This window comes from Kitasatospora sp. NPDC059327 (assembly GCF_042752535.1).
Classification (GTDB): Bacteria; Actinomycetota; Actinomycetes; order Streptomycetales; family Streptomycetaceae; genus Kitasatospora.
Genome location: NZ_JBHYYB010000022.1, coordinates 1 through 25,399, shown reverse-complemented (window position 1 = coordinate 25,399; position 25,399 = coordinate 1). Strand labels below are relative to the sequence as shown.

32 protein-coding genes and 1 pseudogene are annotated in these 25,399 nt (G+C 70.1%); 21 read left to right on the top strand and 12 right to left on the bottom strand.

Features of this window, described 5'->3' with window-relative positions; genetic code table 11:
- Positions 1-49: 49 nt before the first annotated feature.
- Entirely contained in the window at positions 50-616 is a 567-nt protein-coding gene (locus ACFXHB_RS15885) for a hypothetical protein (RefSeq protein WP_380574768.1), read from the bottom strand.
- 423 nt (positions 617-1,039) lie between these two features.
- Here ACFXHB_RS15885 and ACFXHB_RS15880 point away from each other — a divergent pair, with 423 nt between their 5' ends.
- From ACFXHB_RS15880 to ACFXHB_RS15865, 4 genes are read left to right on the top strand one after another with little or no spacing between them, the layout of a single operon-like run.
- The gene (locus ACFXHB_RS15880; protein WP_380574767.1) at positions 1,040-1,651 is read left to right on the top strand and encodes a hypothetical protein; all 612 of its coding nucleotides are present in this window, start codon (positions 1,040-1,042) and stop codon (positions 1,649-1,651) included.
- A gap of 14 nt (positions 1,652-1,665) precedes the next feature.
- Positions 1,666-2,286 (top strand): hypothetical protein, encoded by a 621-nt coding sequence (locus tag ACFXHB_RS15875; RefSeq protein WP_380574766.1) that lies wholly within the window; start codon positions 1,666-1,668, stop codon positions 2,284-2,286.
- A gap of 52 nt (positions 2,287-2,338) precedes the next feature.
- Positions 2,339-3,913 carry a peptidoglycan-binding protein gene (locus ACFXHB_RS15870; RefSeq protein ID WP_380574765.1) on the top strand — a complete coding sequence of 525 codons (1,575 nt, stop codon included), beginning with the start codon at positions 2,339-2,341 and terminating at the stop codon, positions 3,911-3,913.
- Between the two features lie 24 nt (positions 3,914-3,937).
- Positions 3,938-4,399, top strand: coding sequence for a single-stranded DNA-binding protein (locus ACFXHB_RS15865; RefSeq protein WP_380574764.1), 462 nt, complete (start codon positions 3,938-3,940; stop codon positions 4,397-4,399).
- Here ACFXHB_RS15865 and ACFXHB_RS15860 read toward each other — a convergent pair.
- The 3 genes from ACFXHB_RS15860 to ACFXHB_RS15850 all read right to left on the bottom strand — a co-directional run bounded on the left by ACFXHB_RS15860 (position 4,396) and on the right by ACFXHB_RS15850 (position 7,098).
- On the bottom strand, positions 4,396-5,964 hold the full coding sequence (locus ACFXHB_RS15860; RefSeq protein ID WP_380574763.1) for a hypothetical protein: 1,569 nt from the start codon (positions 5,962-5,964) through the stop codon (positions 4,396-4,398). The two genes, ACFXHB_RS15865 and ACFXHB_RS15860, sit on opposite strands and share 4 nt — an antisense overlap.
- A gap of 2 nt (positions 5,965-5,966) precedes the next feature.
- Positions 5,967-6,284, bottom strand: coding sequence for a hypothetical protein (locus ACFXHB_RS15855; protein ID WP_380574762.1), 318 nt, complete (start codon positions 6,282-6,284; stop codon positions 5,967-5,969).
- Between the two features lie 106 nt (positions 6,285-6,390).
- Positions 6,391-7,098, bottom strand: coding sequence for an RNA polymerase sigma factor (locus ACFXHB_RS15850; protein ID WP_380574760.1), 708 nt, complete (start codon positions 7,096-7,098; stop codon positions 6,391-6,393).
- A gap of 555 nt (positions 7,099-7,653) precedes the next feature.
- On the opposite strand from ACFXHB_RS15850, the gene ACFXHB_RS15845 reads away from it, so the two are divergent.
- From ACFXHB_RS15845 to ACFXHB_RS15830, 4 genes are all read left to right on the top strand, one after another.
- On the top strand, positions 7,654-8,205 hold the full coding sequence (locus ACFXHB_RS15845; protein ID WP_380574759.1) for a hypothetical protein: 552 nt from the start codon (positions 7,654-7,656) through the stop codon (positions 8,203-8,205).
- 78 nt (positions 8,206-8,283) lie between these two features.
- Positions 8,284-8,811, top strand: coding sequence for a hypothetical protein (locus ACFXHB_RS15840; RefSeq protein ID WP_380574758.1), 528 nt, complete (start codon positions 8,284-8,286; stop codon positions 8,809-8,811).
- Positions 8,808-9,887, top strand: a complete 1,080-nt coding sequence (locus tag ACFXHB_RS15835; RefSeq protein WP_380574757.1) for an MAB_1171c family putative transporter — start codon at positions 8,808-8,810, stop codon at positions 9,885-9,887. The genes ACFXHB_RS15840 and ACFXHB_RS15835 overlap by 4 nt, the downstream gene beginning before the upstream one ends.
- 32 nt (positions 9,888-9,919) lie before the next feature.
- On the top strand, positions 9,920-10,564 hold the full coding sequence (locus ACFXHB_RS15830) for a hypothetical protein (protein WP_380574755.1): 645 nt from the start codon (positions 9,920-9,922) through the stop codon (positions 10,562-10,564).
- Positions 10,565-10,808: 244 nt separating this feature from the next.
- Here ACFXHB_RS15830 and ACFXHB_RS15825 read toward each other — a convergent pair whose 3' ends face one another.
- From ACFXHB_RS15825 to ACFXHB_RS15800, 6 genes are all read right to left on the bottom strand, one after another.
- The gene (locus ACFXHB_RS15825; RefSeq protein ID WP_380574754.1) at positions 10,809-11,405 is read right to left on the bottom strand and encodes a hypothetical protein; all 597 of its coding nucleotides are present in this window, start codon (positions 11,403-11,405) and stop codon (positions 10,809-10,811) included.
- 367 nt (positions 11,406-11,772) lie between these two features.
- Positions 11,773-12,591 carry a hypothetical protein gene (locus tag ACFXHB_RS15820; protein WP_380574753.1) on the bottom strand — a complete coding sequence of 273 codons (819 nt, stop codon included), beginning with the start codon at positions 12,589-12,591 and terminating at the stop codon, positions 11,773-11,775.
- Between the two features lie 101 nt (positions 12,592-12,692).
- Positions 12,693-13,118: a hypothetical protein gene (locus ACFXHB_RS15815; RefSeq protein WP_380574752.1), complete on the bottom strand. Its 426-nt coding sequence runs from the start codon at positions 13,116-13,118 to the stop codon at positions 12,693-12,695.
- 114 nt (positions 13,119-13,232) lie between these two features.
- Entirely contained in the window at positions 13,233-13,946 is a 714-nt protein-coding gene (locus ACFXHB_RS15810; protein ID WP_380574751.1) for a hypothetical protein, read from the bottom strand.
- A gap of 375 nt (positions 13,947-14,321) precedes the next feature.
- Entirely contained in the window at positions 14,322-14,930 is a 609-nt protein-coding gene (locus ACFXHB_RS15805; RefSeq protein WP_380574749.1) for a hypothetical protein, read from the bottom strand.
- An 84-nt stretch (positions 14,931-15,014) separates the two neighbouring features.
- Complete coding sequence (locus tag ACFXHB_RS15800; RefSeq protein ID WP_380574748.1) at positions 15,015-15,536, bottom strand: hypothetical protein; 522 nt, start codon at positions 15,534-15,536, stop codon at positions 15,015-15,017.
- A gap of 209 nt (positions 15,537-15,745) precedes the next feature.
- Between ACFXHB_RS15800 and ACFXHB_RS15795 the strand changes: the two genes are divergently transcribed.
- The 12 genes from ACFXHB_RS15795 to ACFXHB_RS15740 all read left to right on the top strand — a co-directional run bounded on the left by ACFXHB_RS15795 (position 15,746) and on the right by ACFXHB_RS15740 (position 22,506).
- Positions 15,746-16,129, top strand: a complete 384-nt coding sequence (locus ACFXHB_RS15795) for a hypothetical protein (protein WP_380574747.1) — start codon at positions 15,746-15,748, stop codon at positions 16,127-16,129.
- A gap of 241 nt (positions 16,130-16,370) precedes the next feature.
- The gene (locus ACFXHB_RS15790) at positions 16,371-16,670 is read left to right on the top strand and encodes a hypothetical protein (RefSeq protein WP_380574745.1); all 300 of its coding nucleotides are present in this window, start codon (positions 16,371-16,373) and stop codon (positions 16,668-16,670) included.
- A gap of 176 nt (positions 16,671-16,846) precedes the next feature.
- Entirely contained in the window at positions 16,847-17,131 is a 285-nt protein-coding gene (locus tag ACFXHB_RS15785) for a hypothetical protein (RefSeq protein WP_380574743.1), read from the top strand.
- Between the two features lie 19 nt (positions 17,132-17,150).
- Positions 17,151-17,366, top strand: coding sequence for a hypothetical protein (locus tag ACFXHB_RS15780; protein ID WP_380574742.1), 216 nt, complete (start codon positions 17,151-17,153; stop codon positions 17,364-17,366).
- Between the two features lie 141 nt (positions 17,367-17,507).
- Entirely contained in the window at positions 17,508-18,290 is a 783-nt protein-coding gene (locus ACFXHB_RS15775) for a hypothetical protein (RefSeq protein ID WP_380574741.1), read from the top strand.
- 71 nt (positions 18,291-18,361) lie between these two features.
- A complete protein-coding gene (locus ACFXHB_RS15770) occupies positions 18,362-18,724 on the top strand; it encodes a hypothetical protein (RefSeq protein WP_380574740.1) in 363 nt (120 codons plus the stop codon).
- 71 nt (positions 18,725-18,795) lie between these two features.
- Positions 18,796-19,140 carry a hypothetical protein gene (locus ACFXHB_RS15765; RefSeq protein WP_380574739.1) on the top strand — a complete coding sequence of 115 codons (345 nt, stop codon included), beginning with the start codon at positions 18,796-18,798 and terminating at the stop codon, positions 19,138-19,140.
- A 102-nt stretch (positions 19,141-19,242) separates the two neighbouring features.
- On the top strand, positions 19,243-19,479 hold the full coding sequence (locus ACFXHB_RS15760) for a hypothetical protein (RefSeq protein ID WP_380574738.1): 237 nt from the start codon (positions 19,243-19,245) through the stop codon (positions 19,477-19,479).
- A 189-nt stretch (positions 19,480-19,668) separates the two neighbouring features.
- A complete protein-coding gene (locus ACFXHB_RS15755; RefSeq protein ID WP_380574737.1) occupies positions 19,669-20,007 on the top strand; it encodes a hypothetical protein in 339 nt (112 codons plus the stop codon).
- A gap of 74 nt (positions 20,008-20,081) precedes the next feature.
- A complete protein-coding gene (locus ACFXHB_RS15750) occupies positions 20,082-20,471 on the top strand; it encodes a hypothetical protein (protein WP_380574735.1) in 390 nt (129 codons plus the stop codon).
- Positions 20,472-20,692: 221 nt separating this feature from the next.
- The gene (locus ACFXHB_RS15745) at positions 20,693-21,331 is read left to right on the top strand and encodes an HNH endonuclease family protein (RefSeq protein WP_380574734.1); all 639 of its coding nucleotides are present in this window, start codon (positions 20,693-20,695) and stop codon (positions 21,329-21,331) included.
- 95 nt (positions 21,332-21,426) lie between these two features.
- On the top strand, positions 21,427-22,506 hold the full coding sequence (locus tag ACFXHB_RS15740) for a hypothetical protein (protein ID WP_380574733.1): 1,080 nt from the start codon (positions 21,427-21,429) through the stop codon (positions 22,504-22,506).
- A 125-nt stretch (positions 22,507-22,631) separates the two neighbouring features.
- Here the strand turns inward: ACFXHB_RS15740 and ACFXHB_RS15735 are convergent, their stop codons facing one another.
- Positions 22,632-23,030 carry a DUF3307 domain-containing protein gene (locus ACFXHB_RS15735; RefSeq protein WP_380574732.1) on the bottom strand — a complete coding sequence of 133 codons (399 nt, stop codon included), beginning with the start codon at positions 23,028-23,030 and terminating at the stop codon, positions 22,632-22,634.
- Between the two features lie 227 nt (positions 23,031-23,257).
- On the opposite strand from ACFXHB_RS15735, the gene ACFXHB_RS15730 reads away from it, so the two are divergent.
- Positions 23,258-25,051 (top strand): hypothetical protein, encoded by a 1,794-nt coding sequence (locus ACFXHB_RS15730; protein WP_380574731.1) that lies wholly within the window; start codon positions 23,258-23,260, stop codon positions 25,049-25,051.
- Positions 25,052-25,207: 156 nt separating this feature from the next.
- Here ACFXHB_RS15730 and ACFXHB_RS15725 read toward each other — a convergent pair.
- Positions 25,208-25,399: pseudogene (locus ACFXHB_RS15725) on the bottom strand (hypothetical protein); the annotation flags it as partial.

The following is a 25,399-nucleotide window of genomic DNA, read 5'->3' as shown; positions in this document are numbered from 1 at the left end:
CTCCTTCGCTCGTTCTCGGTGGTGCCGGCGTGCCGGCCAATGGAGATCATCAGCTCTCTGCCGGTTCGATCTGCAGCGCGGCAGTCATCAGCGAGGCCATCGCGCCGTCACGCAGAAACTGCATGACGTGGTCGCGGCCGTCCGCCGTCCAGGTTTGGGCGACGGACGAGGGGGCGGGCGACGGCTGCCAGGCCAGGCCCGGTAGTACCTCGTTGGTCTCCCGGTGGACCACCAACCCGGCCGCCTCGTCGTGAACGGCGTCAGCGAGCAGCGCGGTCTCCGAAGCGCCGACGATCACCAGCTCCCAGCGCGTGAGCCCAGGTTGGTTGAGGAACACCCAGTCCGTGAAGGCAGGCCGGTCGGCGATGACGACCTTGCCGGGTGCCTGCGGCTCCTTGACGGTCCACGCGCCGACCTTCGTGTCGCCGATCTTCGCGCTGATCGACTTCACCCCGGACGCCGTGTGTTGGCGAAGCATCTCCGCTTGGAGGTCGCTCGTCGCGGTGTCCGCCATCGCCTTGAAGCGGGCGGCGACCAGACGCAGCATGGTGGCCTTGGTGTTGAGCTGCCCGAGGTCGGGGGCGTCGGGCGGGGAGTGCTGCTGCTTCTCGGTCACGGCTGTCCTTTCGGTGGGTCCGGGTGCTCTCCCGGACGTGCGCGTGCCGGGTCGTACACCTGGAGGTACGACGGCCGGCCCCAGGGCGTTACAGACCCCGGGTGGCTGGGCTGACCCAACATCCATCACTGTAACATGTGATAGAAGATTCAGTGAGACGTAAGCGTCCCCACCCGTTAGCGTCCGGGCCGGCCCTGGAACGGAACGCCACCGCGCGCACCGGCGTCCACTCAGGGCCCCGGACCGGCCCCACCCGGGAAACAGGGGCAGGTCCGGAGCAACACCGGTCGCGGGAGCGACGGCTGACGGCCTCCTGGTTGCCCCACACAGTGAACGGGGCGCGCGGTTGGAACCCGCGGTCACCACTGAGCCCCGCCCCCGCGACCGCCCGACCCCTGACCCGACGAGAAGAGGGCCCCGCGAGTGACCACCCCACCCGTCCAGGCACCACGCTGGATCGCCTACATGCCGCTCCAGGCCCTCACCCCGGCCACCCGCAACCCCAAGCTCCACCAGCTGCCGCTCATCAAGGCCTCGATCCGCGAGCACGGCTTCGTCGACCCAGTCCTGATCGACGAGCGCACCTGCCGTAGCATCGCCGGCCACGGCCGCCACGAATCCCTGGTCGAGATGTACGCCGACGGCGAGCCCCTGCCCGGCGGCCTCCTCCTCGACGACGACGGTTCCTGGCTCTTGCCCGTCACCCGCGGCTGGTCCTCCCGCACCGACGCCGACGCCGAAGCACTGATCATCAAGCTCAACCGCATCACCACCCAGGCCGACTGGGATCGCCGCATGCTCGCCACCATGCTCGAAGACCTCGTCACCACCGACGCCGCCCTCTTCGACAGCCTCGCCTTCAGCGACGAGGAGATGGACAACCTCCTACGAGCAGCACCCGCCGAAGCCCTCGGCGACGAACCCACCACCTTCAGCACAACCGATCTTGAGACCGGCAACGCCTCCGACGACGACAACCCCCGCCTCATCACCTGCCCGACCTGCGGCGACTGCTTCACGCCCCGCCGAAGCTGACCCACCGGCACCCGATGGTCCGTCGCAAGCCCCGCCACGGCCCGGCCGCTCCCCAGGGGAGCGCCCGCGGCCGCCGACGCCTGCTCACCGCCGACATCGAGGCCAAACTCATCGAGGGCACCCGTCAGGGCATGCCCGTCGAGACGGCGGCCGCTGTCGCAGGCGTCCACAAGGCGAGCTTCCTGCGCTGGCTGGCGCGCGGCCGCGATGAAGCCGACCGCCGCCGCCAGGGCCAGCCGCCCCAACCGGCCGAGGACGACTACCTCGCCTTCCACGAACGCATCGAACAAGCCCGCGAGATCGCCAACGCCGGCGCCATCGTCCAGCTGCGACGGCTCATCAACGGCGGCTTCGTCACCAAGGAAGTCACCCGCAAGTTCCGCGACCCCGAGACCGGCCAGATCGTCGAGGAGACCACCACCGACCGCGCGACCCCCGACTTCAAGGCCATCAGCTTCTTCCTGGAACGCCGCCAACGCCAGCACTGGGCCAAGGACACCCCCGCCGAAGACGCCACAACCGCAGCGACCGCCCCGGCCGACGAGATCGACGCCGACGAACTCGCCGACCGCCTGGCCGTCACACTCCACGCCCTGGAGTACCCTCCCGACCCCGTCGACAGCTCGCGACACTAACCCCCGCGGGCCGCGACGCTGCGCCCCTCACGACCGACCAGAGGGGCGCAGCATGACCGACACGCTCTACCCGGGCGCGGACCGCTCGCAGTGGTTCGCCGAGCACTACCCGGGCAGCTTCATGAACCCGACCCGTGGGATCCTGCACACCACCGAGGGCACCGGCTGGCCCGACTACAACGGAGGCGGCGAGGCGCCGCACGTCACGGCGAAGGCGGACTTCACCGCGCGTCGCCTGGTCTTCCGGCAGCACTTCCCGTTCGACCACTCCGCCCGGGCACTGGTCAACGCGGCCGGAGGCGTTGAGACGAATACGGCCGGGGCGATCCAGATCGAACTGATCGGCACCTGCGACCCGCGTACCCACCAGGCCTGGGCGGCCCGCGGAATCCAGCACATCTACTGGCCCGAGGCACCGGACTGGGCACTGCGCGACCTCGCGGAGTTCATGGCCTGGCAGCGCCAGCACAACGGCATTCCGCTCGACGGGCCGGCCCGCTGGGCGGCCTACCCGGCCTCCTACGGAGCCGGCAACGGTGTCCGCATGAGCTTCGCCGCCTGGAACGCCTTCAGGGGTTGGGCAGGTCACCAGCATGTCCCCGAAAACCATCATGGTGATCCGGGGAACATCGCGTTCGCGACCCTGCTCTCCCTCGCCCGCTCCGCCACCGGCGACACCGCCCAGCCGAGCACGGTCCGGCGCGTGGTGGTCTGGGCCGGGGCCACCCTGTCCGCCATCGCCCTTCTCGCCGGCGTCTCCGTCCCCAGCCTCCTGAGGTCGAACCCCCAGATCACCAACCCCAACGAGATCAAGCCCGGCCAGACCCTCACCTTGCCCGAGGACGCGAAGCCAGTCACCCCGCCCGGCAGCGGGACTCCGCCGCCCACCCCGACCGGCCCGTCCACCCCCGGCGACCCCGCTCCGAGCGCCCCGGGCACCGCACTGGCCCCCGGCGCGCGCGGCACCGAGGTCCGAGACCTGCAGCAGCAGCTCAACAAGCTCGGTAATCACCTGGTCGTCGACGGCGTCTACGGGCCCGAGACAACGGCCGCCGTCAACTCCGTGATCCGCGCCCATCCCGAACTCGGCGCCGCCGACGGCGTCGCCGGCCCCAAGACCCGGGCCCGCATCGCCTCCCTCGCCGCCCAGAACAACGGCAACCAGGCGGCCGGCTCGCTCGGCCCGGACGCCCGAGGCACCGAGGTCGCCACCCTCCAGCGCCAGCTCACCGCTATCGGCTACCTGCTACCTGAGACCGGCTTCTATGGCCCGCAGACCACCGCGGCCGTGAACGCCTTCATCCGCCTCAACCCCTCTCTCGGCGCCGCCGACGGCGTCGCCGGCCCCAAGACCCGCGCCCGCATCGCCAGCGCGGCTTCCGCCGTCACCACCCAGCCCGTCGTCCTCAAGTCCGGCATGCGCGGCCCCGCCGTGAAGGAGCTTCAGCAGCAGCTCAAGCGGATCGGCTACGCGATCCCGGCCACTGGCTACTACGGCCCGATGACCAGCGACGCCGTCAACTCCGTCATCCGCAGGAACACCGGCCTCGGCAAGGCGGACGGCATCGCCGGCCCCCTCACTCGCAAGAAGATCGCGGCCCTCGCCGCCACCCGCGTCGGCCGCTGATCCACCCCAAGGAGAACATCACCCATGGCAGGCGAGACCGCCATCACCCTCGTCGGTAACCTCGTCGACGACCCCGAACTGCGCTTCACCCCCTCGGGAGCGGCAGTCGCGAAGTTCCGCATCGCGTCCACCCCCCGGACCTTCGACCGCCAGAGCAACGAGTGGAAGGACGGCGAGAGCCTCTTCCTCACCTGCAACCTCTGGCGGCAGCCGGCGGAGAACGCCGCCGAGTCGCTGCAGCGCGGCATGCGCGTCATCGTCCAGGGCAGGCTGCGCCAGCGCTCTTACGAGACCTCCGCCGGCGAGAAGCGCGTCGTCTTCGAGGTCGAGGTCGACGAGGTGGGTCCGAGCCTGCGCTCGGCGACCGCGAAGGTGACCCGGGCCAACCGGTCCGCCCCGCCGCCCGCCGCTGCCGGTGGCGGCGAAGACCCGTGGAGCTCGGACCCGGGTACCGGCACCTGGTCGGGGCAGCAGCCGCCCTTCTAGCGCTCGGCTTCTTCGGCGCCGGCCCCCTTGGAGCTCGCTGCTCCCGGGGCCGGCGTCGCCGCCATCGCGGGTGTGGTGCTGCTCGTCGCGGTAGCCGACCCGGTTGGACCCGGACGTGGCGACGGTGACCCCTCCGGGGTTGGGAGCGGGTCTGGCGGGGACGTCGGTACGGGCGTAGGCACTGTGCTCGGACCCGGTGGCGTCGGTTCCGGAGCCGGAGACGTGGGTGGTGACTTCTCGCCTTCCACGACCGGCGGAGGCTCCTGTCCATCCAGGCCCGGCGGAGGCCCGTCTGGCGACATGGACGAAGATGCCGACGTCGAAGCGGATTCAGGGGTGAGAGTCGGTGAAGGGGAGGGCCCGCCAGCTGGTGACTCCGGGCCCGGACCCGGCTTGGTGGCGGGCCGCGGTGGCACCGACTCCTTCGGGGCGACTTCGGTGGACGAGTCGTCGAAGGCCGAGGATGACGGCATTGGCGTCGACTCCGGGAACGGCGACGGCGCGGTCGTTCCAGACGTCGGGGCGGGTGCCGCCTTGCTGCCGAGGAGTGCCGCTACCAGGGATCCGTCCGCCAGGGCACCGACCTCCGGCGCACCGTCCTTCTCACGGTCACCGCCCAGCACGAGCCGTACAGCTGCGAGAAGCCCGGACATCCTGCCGTTCGGCTGGACCTCCGCGTTGGCGACACGGGTCTGCGATATCCCCAGCGTCCCGAACGCCAACGCACCCAGTCGCTCCGGCATCCCCAGCGTCAGTCCGGCCTTCTCCGCGCTCTGCTGCTCCTGCGCCACCGACTGCATGATCAGCTGGTGGTACTCCTCCAGGCGCGGCGCGTCGGAGCCCCAGAGTACGAACCTGGAGGCCAGGATCAGGTGCGGCAGGGCACCTCGCGTACCGGCCTCGCCGGCCCACTCCCGGGCATCTGCGGACGTGTGGAAGGCCATCACGAAGATTCGCTCACGCCCGTACGAGAACGAGTACGCGACCGAGGTCGGGGATACCGCGGCCTCGGAGTACATCACCAACCGGTCCACATCGGTGCAGCGCGCCTGCATCGGCCCGATCGGCGTGCATCGCATCTGGCCCGCTTCGGCGAACTGGCGAAAGGCCGGATCGTTGGCGTAGGTGAACGTCGGGTTCGGGGCCGGAGGAGCCGCCGGCGTGGCCGCGCGCGGCACGCTCCAGCCGACCCCCACGCCCAAGGCCGCGATCGTCGCGGCGGCCAGCACCTTGCCCACGGCCACGCGGCGGCCAGCAGGGGGCGCAGAACGGGCCGGGCGGGACAGGCGTTCCGGTCTGACCGTGCGCACAGGGGGTGGCGCCTCGCCGACTCCCAGCCGGCGGTTCAAGTCGGCCAGATCCGGCAGTGCCCGGCGGATGACACGGCGGACCTCGTCCGGGTGCATGGAGGGGAAGTCCTGCCGAAGGACAGAGTGTGCGGCGTTGACGGCCGAGTCGAACGACTGCCTGGCGTTGACCACCAGGAAACTCCGGCCGTTCCTCACGATCAGAGTTGCGTCAGCGTCGATGTCCGACGAGACCAGCACGACCGGGAAGTCCTGCATCGCTACCTGTCGCCGGCGGCGAGGCGGTCGTGCCGTTCGGCCTTGGCCACCACACGCTCGGCCTGCTGCACGATCTTCGCCATGGCGGCATCGTCGAGATCGAAGACGCTGGCGGCCACGACGCGCACCCCTGCGGGACTCCGCGCCGACCGGACCGTGGGAGGCGAGTCCCAGCCCTCGGACGCGGCGCTCTCACCCGGGGCCTCGTTCTGGCCGGGTAGGAACGAGTCGTCCACAGCGTCGAACATGGCTTGGAGACCGGACTGGTACGCCGCTTCGTTCAACGCCTCGGCCGGGCGCAGCGAACGGCCGGCGGCCACCGCATGGCGCGTCGGCCTGTCATGCGCCCCAGTGCCACCGTCCAGGGTCCTACAAAGGCGGTCGGCAGCTCTCTGTGCACGTCGCATTCGTAGTCCAATCTCGTTGCTACACCGGGATCACATCGCGTGCGGCACGATCCTCGGTGAGAAGGGCGGGCGCAAGGAGAGGATCGGCCAAGGGCTGGGTGAGTTCATTATCCGGCAGGATCTCGGAGAGTTTACGCAGTCCGCGCAGGAGAAGGACCCGCACCGAGCCTTCGGAAGTCGGGCGCAGCGGGGTGCTGAGGAGCGTGGCAGTTTGCGCAGTGTTCAGCCCGACGCACACGCGCAGGTACACCGCCTCGCGCTGGCGGGTAGGCAGTTTGGCGAGGTGGACCTTCAACTCAGCCGCGAGCTCGCGTCGTTCGGCGAGCTGTTCCGGGGTCTCGTCGTCGGACGGAGCCTCGATCTCCACCGGCGTGGAGCTCAGGATCTCCGGGGCCCGCCGGCCGAGGGCGCGGTAGTGGTCGACGACCAGGTTGCGCGCGATCGAGAACAGCCACGGGACGAACCCACCAGTGCGGGCCGAGTACTGACCGATCGACCGAGCGACCCGGACCCAGGTCTCCTGGGCGAGATCCTCCGCGGTGACCATGCTGTCCACGCGTCCCCGGATGTCGCGGATCACCGCGTCGCGCAGAGCCGCGTACAGCATGCCAAGTGCCGCCTTGCGATCGTGCGCGTTCGTGGCCTCGGCTGCGGCCGCGGCGAACCGCTCGATCTCGTCGAGGTCGTCGGTGCCTCGGCCGGCGGACTTGGAGGTGGACAGGAGCACGATCAGGGACCGCCCTTGGTCTGGGGATGGCAAGGGATCAAACAGAGATTCGACCACACGTTCGAGCAATGTTGATCTCAAGCGTTACAGTTATGGTCGACCGGCTGGAGCGCGGTGCGCTGGTCGACTGGCGTTGCCTGGCCTCGCGCTCGTCGGCGGCCAGGATCGAGGGGCCACCTTCAGCAGTGACGCCAAGGTGGTTGACGGGGTTCCATCGGCGTGCGCCACCTGCAGCGCGTACCGCGTCGGCAGGGTCGTGGCCGGCGGTTGAAGGTAAGCGGTGAAGTCGGCCGTTCGTGCGAGGCGCGGTGCGCATGCCGCAGGGCGTCTCGCCTCCCCGCCAGAGGAAACGTGTAACCATCTGGCACTTCCCGTCGATGCTCAGGCCGGAGCGACCCCCCCGATGGCCTCACTATAGTGCGGCCGTATGCGACATAACCACAAAGTTGCTGCTCAATGCCACTCCGTAAGTTTGGCGGTGCGCGGTCAAGTACCGCACTACAATGACCACGGGTATGCTTTGAGCGTTGTGTAGAAGCGAAAGCGGTACTCTCAGTGACCGAAGTGACTCCCCAAGAAACGGCCCAGCGGCGGGCCGACGTGATCGCCCAGCGGCTGGCGCACCTCATCGGGCTCGAAAACGCCCGCCGGGACCCGAACAGTCCGGTCGGCCTCGCGGAACTGGCCAAGCGCTCTGGCGGCGTTCTCAGCGAGAGTGCCCTTCGCTACATGAGGCGCGGCCGCGGTGCCACCGGTGCCCCGGTCAACCCGACGGTCGACACGCTCGACGCGGTGGGCCGCCTGTTCGGCCTCACCAACGGCGCCGCGTACTTCACCTCCGACGCCCAGGCGAAGGCCGTCAATCGCCAGCTGGAGGCGCTCAACAGCCTCGCCAGCCTGCGCGGCCCCTCAGGTGCCGTCATCGGAGCCGAAGTCGAGACGGGCGACGCCACACCCGAGGCCAGCCTCGGCCTGCTGGCCCGCGCCACCACCCTCAGCCCCAGCAACCTCCAGGTCCTGACAGACATGGCCCAGCGCTTGATGGAACTGGAGGAGGAGGCCGCGGGTAACGCGATCGGGCGATCAAGGAATGGTGACTCTAAGTAGTATTCCCGGGGCGCCCGGTTCTGAATGTGTTTAAATTTCGAACCTATGTCCACGTGAGGTGCAGAGGTTCGACACGACATGCCAGTCCCCCGCACGATCCGCAGAGAGTGCGAGCAACTCCTAGCGGAGCTGCCCATCCCTGACCCGTTCGAGATCGAACCGTTCATCGAAGCCCTTGTGGCGCAGCGCGGCCGGCAGATCAAGCTTGAGCCGCTGCCCGATGACGCGGGCCCCGACGTGCCGTCCGGGCTCTGGGTCCGACTGCCAAGCGTCGACGTGATCCTGTACAAGCGGACGACGAGCCTTCCTCACCAGACCTTGATCATTCTCCACGAGCTGGGACACATGATCTGGGGACACACGTGCCGCGTCGAACGGGACATCCTCGCGTCGATCTTCCCCGATCTCGACGAGAGCCTCGTCAGCAGCCTCCTGCTCACGCGAGACGGCTACGACCGCATCGAAGAGGCCCAGGCCGAGATGATGGCCCTGCTGCTCGCGGAAGCCATCGGCGCCGACGAGGGAAGCACCCAGCAGGGCCGCGCACTCTTCCGCAGCCTCAGCTTCCCCGTCCGCAAGATCCTCGGGTGGAGGAGAGCCGCATGATCAACCACGTCATCTTCCTGTTCATCCCCGCCACCCTGGTCGCCATCTCCGTGTGGCGCCTTCCCGCGGCGCTGCGCTCCGGACGCACGGCACGGTCCCTGTGCATCACCATCGGCACCCTCGGCCTGGCCCTCGGCGTCGGCGCCGTCAACGTGGCGCTGAACGACATCATCACCGGCCTGCCAGTCCTGCTGCGCCACCTCCTCGGCATGAGCAGCATCGCCTACCTGCTCGACTACCTCTACGCGGTCCACGGCCGCGGCGGCCGCGGCCGAGCGCGCGCCAACCTGCCTCTGGCCGCCGCGGCCTCCGTCGTCATGCTGCTGCTCTTCTTCCTTGTCCTGCCCCGCGAGGTCACCCCGGACCCGGAAGACTTGCTCACCGACCACCAGGGCGAGCCGGCCGTCATCGCCTACCAGGCCATCTTCTACGCCTACCTTGGTGCCGCGATGGCCCTCGGCGCCAAGACGTTCGGCACCGCCCGCCGAGCCATCCCCCGGGGCCTCGTCCGTGCCGGCGTCACCTCGCTGACCGCCGGCTGCGCCCTCGGCACCCTCTACGTGGTCGAACGTCTTCCCTACATCACCATCGGCGGACTCGGTCACAACCCGAATGTCGACCTGCTGTTCGATCTCACCGTCGCGACGTCGATCCTGCTGATCATCATCGGCCTGGTCCTGCCCCCCGTCCGCGGCCTCAGCCGCTACCTCCGGGACCAGCGCGCCATGTGGGTGCTCTACCCCCTCTGGTCGGCCCTCATCGGCGAGTTCCCGAACCTCAACCTCGGTGACCAGCGTTCGCGCGTCCGCGGAATCTTCACCACGGGGGACCTGACGATCGATGTCGCCCATCGAGCCTTCGTGATCCGCGACGCCTTCATGAACCTGGGAATCGGCGCAGCGAGCCAGGACCCCACCAGCGAAGCCATCCGGGCACGGGCCGCCCTTCAACAGAAGGCAGCCGGCGACCTGGCGGTTGATGTTCAGCTGCCCGGCAGCCCCGAACTCCGCGCCCCGTCACTCGATATCCTCTGGGCCACCAACGTGGCCCGCGCCTACAACAAGACGACCCGATGACCAACACCCACACCGCCGGAGGGAACCGCGCAGTGAGCGCGAAGACACAACCAGCAGAGCCGACCGGCCAGACCATGCAGGAGCCCCCGCGGTCCGCCGCGTGGCGCTGGGGACGCCGAATCAGCGACTGGGTGGACCCGCTGAAGGTCATCATCTTCGTGTCACTGACCTTCGGACTGCATCACGCCTGGAAGGGCTTGGGTTGGGCGGCGCTGGCCATCCTGTTTGCCGGCGCCGTCCCGATGCTCTACATCGTCTACGCCCGGTCCGGTGGCCGATGGTCAGAGCGGCACCTGACGGACCGGGTGAAGCGCATGACCGTGCTGCCGGTGATCTGCGCCTCGGCGGCCGCCGGCGTCGTACTGGAGATGGCGACGTCCGCGCCGGCATCGATGGTGGCACTGACGGCCGCCATGTGCGCGACCATCACCGCCGTCTGGCCCGTGACCCGCTGGTACAAGATCAGCGTCCACGCCGCGGTCACCTCCGGCGCCTTCACGATGCTCGCCATCGAGTACAGCTGGTGGTGGCTGGCTGGCCTCCTGCTGGTGCCCGTCATCAGCTGGGCCCGTGTGCAGGTGCGCGAGCACACGATCGGTCAGGTGGTCTCCGGTACCGCGCTCGGCATGCTGGTCGCCGGCGGGGTGTACGTCCTGGTCACACGGATCGCCGGCTGACCCACTGGCCGGAATGGCGACAAGCACAAGGGCCCTGGGGCGACACGCCCCAGGGCTCTCTGCACTTCAAGACGGAAGGCGTCCTGTTCTTGTATGAGCCGATGATGTTCGGCCGGGAGGTATGCCCGCAGCGATGGGTGATGTTGGAGCGCGCCATGGCGTACTCCTGAACGGGTGGTTCGTAGGGGTATGACAGCACGGCCGCGCCCCGGGCGGTGAGCCCGTGGGCGCGGCCGCCGGTCGGTCAGGAGAGGAGAGCTCCGGGGCGCGCCGGGTCGGCCGGCCGGGCGTTCTCCAAGAAAGCCAGGGTCGCGAGCAGTCGTATCCCGACGCTCTGGTCCAAGTCGTTGATCTGCAGACTGCTGAGCGTCACGGAGCCGTCACTCTGCCAGCGCAGGTGGGCCACACCACCCGGCCACCGGACCGAGGCGGTAGATGCCCGGCCATCGAGATCGACCGTGGCCGACGGGATCAGGCGGACGATCCGGAGTGCAACGGCATCGACCGCGTTCCTCGCCTGATCGGTCCTTCGGATCAGCACGGCCCGCTGCGCACGCCAGGCGGGTAGCACCCTGCTGGTGACCTCTTCGGCCAGGTCGACTACGCCGCCGGCGGTGCCGGTGACGCTGCGGATCCGCTCGCTGTGGTTCGGCCAGGCGAGTCGGGCGTCGAGACGGACGTCCATCCGTACGGTGGCGGCGCTCCCGGTGGAGAGGATCATGCAGAGTTCGTCGGGGCCGGCGAGGACGGCGGTGGTGGCGCTGGCCGCGCTCTCCGCCACCCAACTGTCACCGAGCAGGCGGGCGACGGCACGGGCCGTCTGCAGGGCGCTACGGGGCATGATCGAAGGTTCCTTTCGAAGGGTGGGAGGCCGTTAGTGCGGCGCACTGTCGGCCGGTCGGAAACGGTCGGTCTCAGGAAGCGAGGTCGCCGGCGGCGGTAGGTCTCGGCGGCGGCCGCGCCGACGTGCAGGGCGAGGACGTCCCCGATCCGCCAGTCGGTCAGGGGGGCCGCGGCGGACAGCTTTCGCGTACACCTGCGCCATGGAGACGCCCTCGCGCGTCGGCGAACACCTGACCGCTTGTGTTCGGCCAACCGTCGTTTGCGAGGCAGTTGCCGCCGGAAGTCGCGATGTAGAGGGTGTGCGCACCGGCCACCGGGGGGCGGGGCGCCCCGAACGGGCGGGGCGCCCCCGGGTGAGGCCGCGATCAGGTGGTGGGCCAGACGAAGGTCCCGCAACTGTGGTAACCCCAGGTCAGGTGTTCGCGGGCCCACAGGTCGCACTGGGCGCACCGCGTGTACCCGGGGTCGGTGACGGGCGTCGCGGCCAGTACCGGCCCCGGCTCGCCGGCGCCCATGCCGTACGTGAACGTGAAGCGGATCGTGCCGTTCGGCTCCAGTGCGGCCGCGCCCTTGAAGTCGTTGATCAGCCGTCGCAACTCCTGTGCGAGGAACCCGCCGGTGCGCACCTCCGCTTCCCGGGCGGGGTCGTGGTTCTCCACCAGGTAGGCCGCAGCCGTGGCGTCCTCCGGGGAGGCCTGGCGGCCGTCCTCCGGCCGGTACGGGTTCAGGGGCAGGTACCGTGCGGCCAGAGCGCCGGTGGAGATGTACACGGTGCCGGTGTCCGTGATCGAGGCGCGGGTGAGCGGCGCGGACTCCATGTGCTCGCGCACGATGCGCAGCACCCGGCCCCGGGACAGCGTCTGAGGTGAGTCCCTCGGCGGCTGCTCCCAGCGCGGGCCGTTGCGCAGCTCGATGAGGTAGTCGCCCCTGGGCATGTCGGCCGGGGCCTTCCACAGCGTGCGGTGGTTGAGCGGCCGGCCCGGCATGGTGTCGAAGACGGAGCGGCCGGGCGGGATCAGGTCGGTGTCGTCCGCCGGCTGGAAAGCGGGCGGCGGGGCCTGGAGCCGCAGGACGGCCCCGGGCAGGGTCGTCACCGGCTGCGCCGCGTGCTGGTCGGCCTGCTCCGGGTGCTGGGGAATGCGGCCGTGGCCGGCGGCGCGCGGGGTGGTGCTGTGCGTAGACATTCTGGTTCTCCTGGGAGGTGACGACGGATGAGAGCGGTCAGCCCCGTGGGGGGCCCGCGCGCACCGGTACGGGCGGGCGCGGGCCCCAGGGCGGCGGGGGCTCAGGACACGCGGCTGGAGACCCTGCTGCGCTCCGCGAGCGCCAGCAGGTCGCGGGCGTGCTGGGCGATGTTCCGAGCGAAGACCGTCAGCGGCACCCAGGCGATCGGGAACTCGACGTCGCCGTCGACCTCGATCTCGTCGCCCGGCTCGTACCGACGGATGAACCGGTCGTTCGCGTCGATCTCGACGGGGCCCGCGTCGCACACGACGGGCATCTGCCCACTGCCCCGGCCGTACTCCTCGTACTCCTCCTCGAAGTACACGACGACGCCGCTGACATGCGTCAGCGTGCCCGACTTGAACTTCTCCCCGGGCGTCCAGTCGGGGCCGAGCTCCGTCGCCCCGGCCTGGGCGAGCTCAAGGAGGCTGTACGGCTCCGCCACCTGGTGGATGAGGGCGTCGGGATTGGTCAGACCAATGGTCATGGGGGTGTCCTTTCGGTGGTGTCGGGTGCTCTCCCCAACACCAGAACTGTAACATGCGATAGATAGTTTGGAATAGGGTGGCGGGCGTCACAAAACCCAGGACCCCCAGCGGAGTTACCCCCGCGTGATCGGCGTCCACACGGTCACGCCGCCGCCGTGCCGCCACGCGCGAACCGTGCCCGCCCCGTTCGCCTCGACCTGGACCAACCGAAACTCCAGCAAGATCTCCATCGACGCGATCACCTCGTCCCTGTCCTGCGCCGACAGTGAATCAAGGCGTCCGCCGACCGTGTCGCCGAACATCTCCACCAGATACCGCCCCGGGTGCGACAGCAGCCCCTCGGCACACCGCCGTGACACATCCCGGTGCTCCCGCCGCAGCTCGATGAACTCCCATGGCACCGCGTACGGCGTCCACCGCTCCGTCGCCGGTCGGTCCGACTGGGGGTGGTACAACGTCGCCTCCCCGATCCACACGGTCCCCTCGCCACCGACCACCACCGGCTTGGCCTTCCCCTCGGCCCACCGGATCACCTCGATGACCTGCTCCGCGCCCACGAAGCCCGAAAGGTTCGCGTTCCATCCCTTCCAGACCCCCATGTCCCAACGGGCGGCCTGAATCGGCATCGGCAGATACACCACCGCCCGATCGTGCTCCGTCACCACTCCCGTCTCCTCGTGCTGCGCCACACCGTCCTTGACCCGCTGCGCCACCGGGCTGAGCAGCAACAGCGACAACCGGTCGTGGGCGGAACGGACCGCGTACCGGTTCGCGACCAGAAACCGGCGCAGCCGCTCCGTCATCGCCAGCCGCTCGGCGACGACCACGGCCGGCTCCTCCTCCGGCTTCGTGGGTCGAGTCCACCAGACCCGCACTGTGGCGCCGGGTACCTCACTCCCCGGCTTCACCGACGCCACCGAGAACCCCGGTCGGCCACCCTCCTCCCACACCGAGAACTCGCCCTTCTCGTCCAGTAGCCGGGTCACCGTCCGGACGCCCGGGCGGACGACCGGACCACTCACCACGGCAACGGGCATACCAACAGACATGCAGGCCTCCAAGGCCATCGAGTTGTGAAGAACATGTGCTTTTTGCGACTTTTGCGACCGTCCCTACGCGCACGCGCATGCGCGCGAGGAACAGTTCGGGGCACGGCGAACCCGGGCCGGCCGCGACGCGGCGGCGGCCGGCCCGGGCGGGCCCTACGCGCCGGGGCGCAGCAGGTAGCAGTAGAGACAGCCGTCAAGCATCGGGCCCGCCCACTCGCTGGCCAGTGCGTACCCGAGCTTGCGCAGGACGTTCTCCGCGTCCCCGAGCGTCGCGGCCGGCTCCGCGTGGACGAGTTCGGGGACATCGACAAGCAAGTCCCGGACGAGTCGCACCTCGTGGCTGGCCCGGTCGAAGTAGCCGGTGAACCGGATGCCCTCCTGGTTGAAGAACAGCGAGCCCCTCGGGATGAAGCCGGGCCGCCGGCCGTCGATCGCTTGGGCGAGGGCGGCCGCCAGAGGCGCCGGGTCCAGGGAGGCGTCCTTGCCGCATCCGGGCTGTCCGCACGTGCTGTCGGTGCAGCGGTGGAACACGACGTCGAGGAACTCGCCATCAAAGTCGTACAGCTGAGCGTGAAGGGCGGTCGGCTCTTCGTCGGCCTCGGGGAGTACCTCGTCACCGCCGACGAGCGCGTACGTGCCGAACGGGCCGGGCAGGTGGATCTGGTAGCCGCCGCCGGTGGCCGGTTCGATGGTGGCGGTCAGGCCGGCGGCATGCTGTGCGGCCAGGATGTCGGCTACATGAGGGTGCAGTTGGTCGAGCATCAGGGGTGTCCTTCCGGAGGGGGCCGGGTGCTGGCCCGGCCGGGGTGCTGCGCCCCGGGCGTCGGCTCCGGGGCGCAGCGGGGATCAGCGGGTGGCGGTGACGCGGCTGATGCCGAGGAATCCGGGCAGGGTGGCGAGCGCGAGCAGTGTGCTGTCCAGCGGGATGCGGTCGAGGCTGGCGCGGGCGGTGCCGTCGCCGGCGCGGACGACGTGGTGGCGGGCGGGGGTGCCGTCCTCGTGGTCCATGAAGATCATCCGGTCGGTGTAGGCCTCGGTGATGGTGCCGGTGTGTCCGCTGCGGGTGTGGGGGCTTTCGTAGCGGTGGGCGTCGACGCCCAGTGCGGCGTCGATCAGGGCGTCGATCTCCAGTTCCGGGAGGTCGGCGGTGATCCACACATCGGCGCCGTTGGTGATGACGGTCTCCAGGGAGCGGTCGGAGTTCTCCCACTGGAGGCAGACGCGGCCGGGGGTCGAGCCCTCGTAGGGGTTGATGATGCCCTTGGGGAAGTGGTTGAGCACGAGCTGGGTGACGGCCTGGTCGAGTTGGGCGCGCAGCTTGCTGATGTTGCTTTCGAGGTCGTGGCTGGTCTGTGTGGTGGTGGGCATGGGGTGTCCTTTCGATTGGCGGGTGCTGTCCCCGCCGCTGAAAGAACTGTAACACCTGAAAGTCGTTCAACAAGCAGATCTGCGAATCAAGATGAACTTTCTTTCTCGTGTTGCACTTCTGGGGTTGCTGCCCCTACTGTGGGAACCACGCCGGCCGACACAACGGCCCCGGGCGGGAGAGCATCCGCCCAACCGAAAGGACACCCATCATGACCCTGACAATTCCTCGGGCTGAACGCGCACAGACGCAGCAGCCGGCCCCGCGCTTCCTGGCCAAGGTGAGCGTGCCCGGCGCGTTCGCCGGATGGCTGGAAGGCACCGGCGCGGTCCAGGGCCAGGACGACATCGATCCGGACTGCCTCGCCCTCCGCCTCGCCTTCGACGCCAGCGAGCCCGTCCGACGGGGCCGGTCGATCTCCCTGGTGGTCGAAGGCGACACGACCGTCATGGCCATGCTCGCGGAATACGCAAAGCGCTTCCTGGACACGTTCAACGGCAACACCGGAGAGGCGACACGGGCCGAGCTGAACGGGGCGAAGAAGACCCTGGAGCGGGCCACGGCCGCACACACCAGCCTCCACGTCGCCGCGTAGCCGGCCACAGTCGAATCACCCCCATCGGGGGCGCCCGCACCGAAAGGGGCGCCCCCGATCGGGCCGACGCTGAACACACCGCGCACCGGCCCCACGAACCACAACGCGACCAACGCACCCCCGGACCTCCGGCGGCCCGCTGCGCCCCGCGCACGTCCCTCGCCGTTCGAGCCTTCCACCACACCTTCCCAAGGCCAGCCACCCACCGGCAGGCCCCGCCACGCCCAAACGGAGAAGTCCCATGCTGCTGCGCCTGATCACAGCCGCCATCCTCATCGCCCCGGCCCCGCTCGCCGACCAGCCCATGCGCGTGGCCATCCACATCGACAGCACCGGCGCGATGACCATCGCCCGCGTCCTCCCGGAACCGGCCTGCGCCACCGCCAGCAACACCCTGACCATCACCCTTCTCGACCAGGGTTTCCAGTCCTACGGCGTCACCGCACGCACCCCGGCCGCCGCCGCCGCGACCGTTCGCCACCTGTACGACACCGACCAGGCGCCCGACCCGGACACCTACCCGCCGGCCGCCAACTGCTGACCCACGCTCCGGCCCCGGGGCGCCACCCCGGGGCCGACCAGCACACGACACAACCCACCACGGCGCAGCACGATCCACCCGCGCCAACCCCTGTTCGGGGAGCCCCGAACACGCACGGAAGGGACACCCCCGATGGCCAGCGGCCAACACGAGGCCTGCCAGGAAGGACCGAGGCGATGACCCCGGCCAACGAGATCAAGCCCGGAGCGGTGGTGGAGTACCACGACGGCGGCCACATGCTCGTCGCCACCAGCGACACCGTCAGCAACAGGTGGTTCGGCCGCCGTCACTTCCTGCACGGCGTCGTGCTCACCCTCCCGGCCGGCGGGCCCGGCCCGTGGCACCTCGGCGGCCCGGCCGACCTCGTGGCCACCCCCCGCGCCAACGTCACCGTCCACGCCCAGCACGACGACCCCGGCCGGTGCCCCTGCACCGCCCACACCCGACACCGGACCCACTGACCAGAAGGAGAGCCAAGCCGTGCCCCGCGACTGGACACGCATGAAGGAACACGACTTCGACGCCGACACGCCGCCCCCGCTCTTCGACGTCCGGCCCGCTGACCGCCCGGTCCCGGCCGTCGCCGACAACTTCGGCACGGAATCCCTCTTCGGCGCGCCAGTACCCGCCGCCAGACCGGCCCCGCCCGCCCCGAAGCGGCCCCCTCGCACTCCGGCCCACAACACCCTGTTCTGACCATCCGAAGGACCCCGCTGAACCCCCCAGGGCCGCCGCCGGCGCGGCGGCGGCCCCTTCCCGACTACCCACGACGAGAACCCAACGTCCCTCCTCCCCGATCCGGACACCCCGCCCACCCGAAACCCGATAGGACGTCCCATGCTGCTGCCCAGCACACTCGCCTCCCTGCTCGCTGCCTCCGTTGTCGTTGGCCAACACTGCGCCGATCTGGCGGAACAGGACGCACCACCGGAGATCGACCTCATCATCGACAGCGACGACGACGCCGGCGAGACCTACATCCGGGTGTCCGTCAATGGTGTCCTGCTGTACAGCGCGAACAACCCGCAGACCCAGAGCGCCCCGCGCATCCGCTTCCACCTGCTCGACTCCGGGCCCTTCGACGACAGCCAGAGCCACGTCTGGGCCGAGCGCGTCACCGACGCGGCGCTTCACGCCCCGGCCACCGTGCGGTCCTACATCGCCGACCGCGTGCTGGCCTACCACCAGCCTCCGGCTGGCGACTGTCGGGCCTGCCCTGACACCGAGGCCACCCGGAAGGCGCGCGGCTTCAGCATGTCCGACCTGAACGACCTCGACCCCCTCCAACTGATCCAACTCCTCCACGCCGTACAGGAGCGTCTGCACGCACGTCGCCTGGACGAAGCCCGCGAGATCCTGTGCGCGGCCCTGGCCGACGTCCATGTCGCGGGCGCCCCGGTCGACCACATCGCCGTTCCCACCATCCGGCCCCACAACGCACCAGCCTCGGCATTCCAGTTCGACCCGGGCAACGTCCGCTTCCGATGCGGCACCGCCGACTGGATGAGCGTCGACCTGCGCGGAAACCGGGCCCTGGTCGATGCGCTGAGCGCCGTTCGGCAGTTCGCCGATGACGACCCGGACGACCCCCTTGACGAACTCAACTTCCAGATCGGCTGACCGTCCCACCACCCGGCCGGCTGCGCCCCGCCAGAGAGGCGCAGCCGGCCCTTCCCACAGAGGAGTTGGGCATGGGCCCGGACGACGACGCGGACGCGGACATCGGTGACGTGTTGGACCAGGAGACGTGGTGGGTAGATCGGCATGGTGATCGGCACCGGATCACGGAGATGGAGCTGCGGTACTGCCGCAACATCATCGCGTTCCTGGAGCGGCAGGCCGAGGACATTGCTGATGTCTATGCCTACAACCTGACGATCGTTGGCCTGCCGCCGGAGCACACTCACGCGTGGGACGAAGTCAACGATTCCATCGGCTCGGAGATGGCGGCGATGGGGCGTGACCCGCTGCGGTGGCTGCGCTCGAAGCCCCTGCTCGTCGCGTTGCGGCGCAGGCTGGGTGAGGGAGACGGAGCGTGGCGCGAGCTGTTCTAGATTATCTATCGCATGTTACAGTTCTGGTGTTGGGGAGAGCGCCCGACACCACCGAAAGGACACCCCCCGCCATGCCCGCACACCCGCACGTCAGCACCACAACCGTCCAGACCTACACGCTGCACCTCGACCTCACCCCCGGCCTCACCCCGATCCCCACCGCCGCCGGCCCCGTCAAGGGATTCGCCCTCAGGCTCAAGTACGACGCCTGGCCCAACACCGGCAGGTACCACCTCAGCGGGATCATCTTCGGCACCCTCCCCAACGGCGAGCGCCACGACGTGGACATCTACAACGGCAACGTCCACGCCCTGTCGGGCCCGGACTGGCTCGTCTCGATCGTTCTGCACCACCAGCCCGACGGCTGGGACCTCCCCGTACTGCCGATGGACACCGGCAACCTCCTGCAGAACTGACGCCAGGCCAGCCACCGGCTGCCCGGCCCGGTGTCGGGCACCCCACCCCATCACCCTGCAACCGGTCATCGTCACCAGGACCACCGAGAAGGAAGCACCAGCGTGAACATCGAAATCCTCAACGCGGCGACCGACGCCTTCGCCGACACCTACGCGGCCGGCGAACCCTTCAAGGTCCGCGCCTACTACCGCATCGCCGACGACCCCCAGCTTCGGGTACAACGCGTCTGGGTCACCCCCGGCTACTCCACGATCGCGGACATCCCCAAGGCGATCGCCGGCCCCCGCAACTTCACCGCCGACGACGTCCGAATCGCCGCCATCCGTCCCACCGCATGACCACCGCGCTTCTTGCCGAGTAGCCCCACCAGGTCGCTGCGCCCCGCCCCAGAGCACTCCGGGCCGGCGGGGCGCAGCGGCGCGTGTGACGAGTGCACCGCAGGCCTCGGCGCCCGCGGCGACCCGGCGTCGCGACACAAGGCCTGCCGCCCTGGTCCCCTGCGCAGAACCAACCACGCAGGGAGCAGCATGACCGACCGCACCACCCGGACCACCCTCGTCGGCATCGAAGCGAACGAACCGACCGAGCCTGGGACCGCCCCGCTCACCCTCGGCTTGACCGTCATCGAGGCCACCGTCTTCGCCCTGGATGTCCCTCTGGCTGCGGTTCCCGTCGAACTCGTCGAGTTCTTCGACGACGAGCACCGGCACCTGTCCGACGAGCAGCACGGCCTGATGGCCTGGCTCAACGACTATCCCGAGCTGTGGATGGACCAGCTCGACCCCCAGAAGCACACCCAGACCACCGAGGACCTGGAGGTCGTCAGCGTTGACGTCCGGGGCTGGCCGACGGACGCCAGCGGGTGACACAAGACCTCGTCGGCCTGCAATCTTCCCGCCACCTCGGGCCGCCTGCGCCCGAGGAGGAAGGACACCCTCTCGTGACCGCGCCGCGCACCCGCTCCCGCAACACCGGCCCGTCCCAGGCCGTTCGCGCCCTGGTCTTCGCCCGGGACGGCCACCAGTGCGTGCGGTGCGGTACCGGCAACACGCTGACGATCCAGCACCGCACCAACCGCGCCATGGGAGGCAGCAGCGACCCGGCGATCAACCGGCCGACGAACCTCCTGACGGCCTGCCAGGACTGCAACCAGTGGTTCGAGGCGAACCCCGCCGCCTCCTACGCGGCCGGCTGGAAGGTCCGCCGACCCACCGACCCCGCCCACGTGCCCGCCCGCTACCCCACCGGGGAGCTGCGCACCCTGGAAGCCGACGGCACCAGCCGCACCCTCGGCGTGCCGGTCGTCATCACCATCGGAGCCCGCCGATGACTACCTCCCTGGCCGGCCTTCCCTGTGTCCGAGAGGCACATGCGGACGGCGAATGCCCCCGGCACCAGCTCTGCCCGTTGTGCGGAGAGGCGACCACCTACTGCACCTGCCCCGCCGTCGCTCGGCCCCGTGCCGCGTGGCCCGCCGACAGCCGCCGCCCGCTACCTTCGGGCACGCACCAGGCCACCCGGTAGCCCCGCTCCGTCGACCAGGAGAAGCCCGTGCCCGCCACCCGTCTCGCCACCCGCCTCGCCGCAGCGCTCGTCGTCACCGCCACCTGCGCGGTCACCGCCCCGCCGGCGCCGCGGCCGCCCCTCAACGACGACCAGCGGCTCGTCAACGCACTCCCGGCCGCCGTGACCGCCCCCGCGCCCGGATACGACCGCACGCTGTTCGGCGGCTGGGAAGACCTCGACGGCGACGGCTGCACCGCCCGCCAAGCCGTCCTGCTGCGCGACCTCACCGAGCAGGCCACCGCCCAGGACCGGCCCACCGAATGCACCACCGTCCTGTCCGGCCGCCTCACCGACCCCTACACCGGCGTCAGCGTGATCACCGACGTCGAGCACGTCGACATCGACCACCGAGTCGCTCTGCGAGACGCCTGGGCGGCCGGCGCGAACACCTGGACCGAACAGTGGCGCCAGGACTTCGCCAACGACGAGGACAACCTCCTTGCCGTCCTGCCGTCCGTGAACCGGGCCAAGGGAAGCCGCGGCCCCGACCAGTGGCGACCCAGCGGCGACAAGGCGGCCCGCTGCGCCTACGCGGCCGGCTACGCCCGAACGAAAGCCCGGTGGGAGCTGGGGGTGACCGACGCGCAGCGGACAGCCCTGCTCGAAGCGCTGAACGGCTGCTGAATAGCTCAATCTTGCAGATGTTACAGTTAGTGGATTCCGTGATGCGGGCTCCCGAACCGCACACTCCGCCGTGACTGTGCCAGGAGCCCACCGCCATGCCGTCCAAGTCCGCGTTCGTCTACCCCGAGCGCCCCGACTTCCCGTCGATTCGCCAGGAAGCGGCCGCGGCCGTCGCCCGCGAACTCGGCCCGATCGCCCACCCCATCGAACGGGCACGTCGCGCCGTCGAGATCCTCACCCAGGCGGAAGCCGACATCACGACCTACAAGCCGCTTCGCGACCGCGCGGCCCTGTCCCTGTGGGCGTACGAGGGGCACCGAACCCGGGGCCTGGAACAGTCCATTGGCTGCACCCGCATGCAGTGGACCCGCATCCAGGCCAGCGCCTTCGGCTGGAAGAGCGCGGGCGGCAACGTGCCCCCACCCACCCCCGCCGCCGGCCCCGACCGCGTCAAGGCCGCGCGCGCCGCCGGCATCGTCGAGCAGCCGGTCGACGAAGCGCTGCGCGACATCGCGAAGTTCGGCATCCTCACCGAGCAGGCCATCGCCCGGCAGACCGAGGCACGCAAGGCCCGGGACGCGGCCATCGTGGCACTCAGGCAACCGCCCTACCTGATGAGCCACGAGGCCATCGCCGCCCAGACCGGCGCCGCCAGCGAAGCGACGGTCGTGCTGGCCGCGAAGCGCCGCACCGACGAGAAGACGCAGGCCGACCTCGACCAGGTCCGGCAGGAAGCCGTCGACCAGGTCGCCGCTGAGCTGCTCCCGCTCACCGACCCCACCGCGCGTGCCCACCGCGCCGAACAGATCGCCAACGCGGCCAACGGCGAGATCACCGAGTACACCAGGCTGCGCGACCGCGCCGCCCTGTCCCTGTGGGCCTACGCTCCAGGCCGCATCCGGCACATGACCAAGGTCGGGTACACCCGCGAGGCCTGGGGCCGCGTTTGGACCGCGGCACTTGGCCAGCCCCTCCCCGAAGACCAAGAGGCCGACAAGCCACCAGTGGCCGGCCCCGCCCGGGCCCGCATCGCTCACGAACACGGCATCGCCGAACTGCCTGTCGAAGACGCGCTGGCCGACGTCCAGAAGTACCGACTCCTGATCGAGCACGCCCGAACCCGCCAAGCCGAGGCACAGAGGATCCACGACGAAACCGCCGGCGGAACGGTGTAACGCCCCCGGCCCCGCCGTCGTACACACAGGTGTGAGGCGCTCCTCCACGGCACCTCACACCCCCTCGCTGCTCCCGGGCCAACGGCACTCCGGCCCGGGAGCAGCATCCTGTCCGGGCCCCGCCGTCAAAGCCGGATCAACACCGTGGCCGGCAACAGCCCGAGCAGCACGTGCGCGGCCTGGTCGACGTGCGCCGCGCCACCGGCCCGGAGGAACCCGCGCTGCCCGGTGTGCTCCATCCACCACCGAACCATCCACCTGCGGTCGATCAGGCTGTGGCTGAACCCGACCCACACCAGGCCGCGGGCGACAGCCGCCGGCGCCGGGGCCACTTCGGGCAGCACCTGCCCGACGATCAGCAGCACCGCGGCGGTGATCACTACGTGGGTCAAGGCGTGGGTCAGGTTGGCGATCCAGCCGCGCACCGTCCGGTCGGCCTTGTGCCGCGCCTGGTGATCGCTCTGGCCCGGGTAGTCCGCCGCCCAGTGACAGGTCAGCAGGATGACGAAGACGTCCGCGAACATGCGGTACCCCTTGGTGAAGAGGACGAACCGGCCGTTGTCCGGCCGGGACCGGGCGGGTGCCCGGGGGGATGAAGAAGGCCGCCCCCGCGACGGGGACGGCCCGGTGATGCAGTACGAGGTGCTCGGACAGCACGCGATGGTGAAGGAGTGCACAACCCGGTGCTGACGCGCACCGGAGCGGCCAGACCGCGCGACGCAAGGCGGCCGCGCCGGTCACAGTGCCCGGCATGTCGACCACCGCCGCGCCGCTGCGCACCGCCACCGCCGACGTCCTGGCGGAAGCAGCGCGCAGCACCGGCCAGGGCGTGAGATCGAAGGACGCCGCCAACGTCGCCGACCTGCTGCTGCGCGCGCCCGTGGCGGCCCGCCGGGCCACGGTGAAGACCCTGGGGGCCAGGGAACTCGGCTACGTCGTCCGGGAAGTTCGCCGCGAGCAGGGCACCCTCTACGGCCTGTGGGCCGACACCCCGTCAGGGTTCACGGAGGACGTCCTCGGCGAGACGATCTGGTCGAAGCAGCGCGCCGTCCTCGACGCGGTGGTCAACCACAAGCGGGTGGCCGTCCCGGCCGGGTTCGGCGTCGGCAAGACCTGGCTGGCCGGCCGCCTGGTCGCCTGGATGGGCTGCGTCAACCCGCCCGGTACCGCCGTCATCGTCACGACCGCCACCCGCTTCCGGCAGGTCCGCAACCAGCTGTGGCCGCACATCCGCAAGGTCGTCGCCCGGGGCAAGCTCCCCGGCTGGTGCGACACCGTGCAGTGGAAGATCCCAGACACCTGGGGCAACGCCGTGGTCGTCGCATACGGCTTCACGGCGCCCGAGAACGACGAGGCCGCGATGCAGGGCATTCACGGCACACCGAAGTTGCTCATCGTGGTGGACGAGGCCGGTGGTATCGCCCGCACCATCGGCAACGGCACCAACAACCTGCTGACCGGCGACGCCCGGATGCTGGCCATCGGCAACCCGCCGGCGGACGACCCGCGGAGCTGGTTCGAGCTGCTGTGCGACGAAGGCGACGACCCCGAGCAACCGACCACCACGACGATCCCGATCCGGGTCCTCGACTCGCCGGCCATCACCCTGGAGCGCGTCCCGTACTGCCGCGACTGCCCGCCCGGCGGCGCCAAGCACTCCCTCGCCGAACACCTGCCGAACATGGACTGGGTGTCCCGCACGCTGCGCGAGTACGGCGAAGACCACCCCTACGTCCAGGCGAAGGTCTACGCCCGCTTCCCGAAGGGAGGGTCGAGCAAGGCGATCCCGCTGGCCTGGATCGAAGCTGCCCAGGACTCCGACGACCCAGAAGGCCGGGACTGGGTTCGACTCGATCAGCTCGGCCTGGTAGGCGAGAGCGCCACCCACACGGTGCGCCGCGGCTCCTGGGTCCGCCTCGGCATCGACGTCGCCGCCGACGGCGGCGACGAGGTCACCATCTACCGGATCGTCGGCGACGCCCTGGAGCAGCGGCACGCCTCCAGCGGCCAGATCAACATCAACCAGGTCGACGTCGCCGAACGGGCCCTGGAGGAGATCCTCCGCGCGCAGCGCCTTGCGGCCGCGCTCGGCAGCCGGGCCGCGGTCCGCGTGAAGGTCGACCGCAACGGGTTGGGCCACGGCGTCACCAGCATGCTGGAACGGTGGGGCGAGGAAGGCCGGCACGGCGCCGAGGTCGTCGGCGTGATGGTCAGCGAGAACATCGACCCGGACCGTGAGGACCCCGCGCAGCTGATGCGCCCGTACCGCAAGCGTGACGAGATGTGGCTGGCCGGCCGCGCGCTGCTCCAGCCCGACCCGGCCACTGGCCAGGGCAAGCTACGCCTGCGCGTCGACCACGCCTGCGCCGTGCAGCTCTCTTCCCCGAACATGTCCACCAACAGCACCGGCGCCTCCGTCGTCGAGTCGAAGAAGAGCATGAAGGCCCGCGGAGTTTCGAGCCCCGACCGGGCGGACGGCGCGCTCATGGCCATCTACGAGCCCGAGGACCTCCTTGGGCACCGTCGCGTGGGGCTTCTCAACTGATCGAGCGTGCGTCGGAGTACTCGGTTGGGGCTGATGTGCCGGGCAGCTGACCACGTTCGCAGACGCTGCGGTCCCGCACCCTGGCGAGAACGTGAAACGCTACGCCGACCAGCGCGGCCCGGGCCGCCCCGCAAGACCTCGAACGTCCAGAACGCCTCAGCCGACCGTGTTGCTGGGCAGGATCATGGCGTTCAGGTCGACCATGTCACGGGCGCGGGGTCCGGGGTGGTGGTGGTCCGGTCCCACCGGATCCGGGGCTGGTGTGTTGGGTGGCTGAGCAGGCAGGATCGGTGCATGCGGCTTTTGGTTCTGGGTGGTACGTGGTTTCTCGGCAGGGCTGTGGTGGAT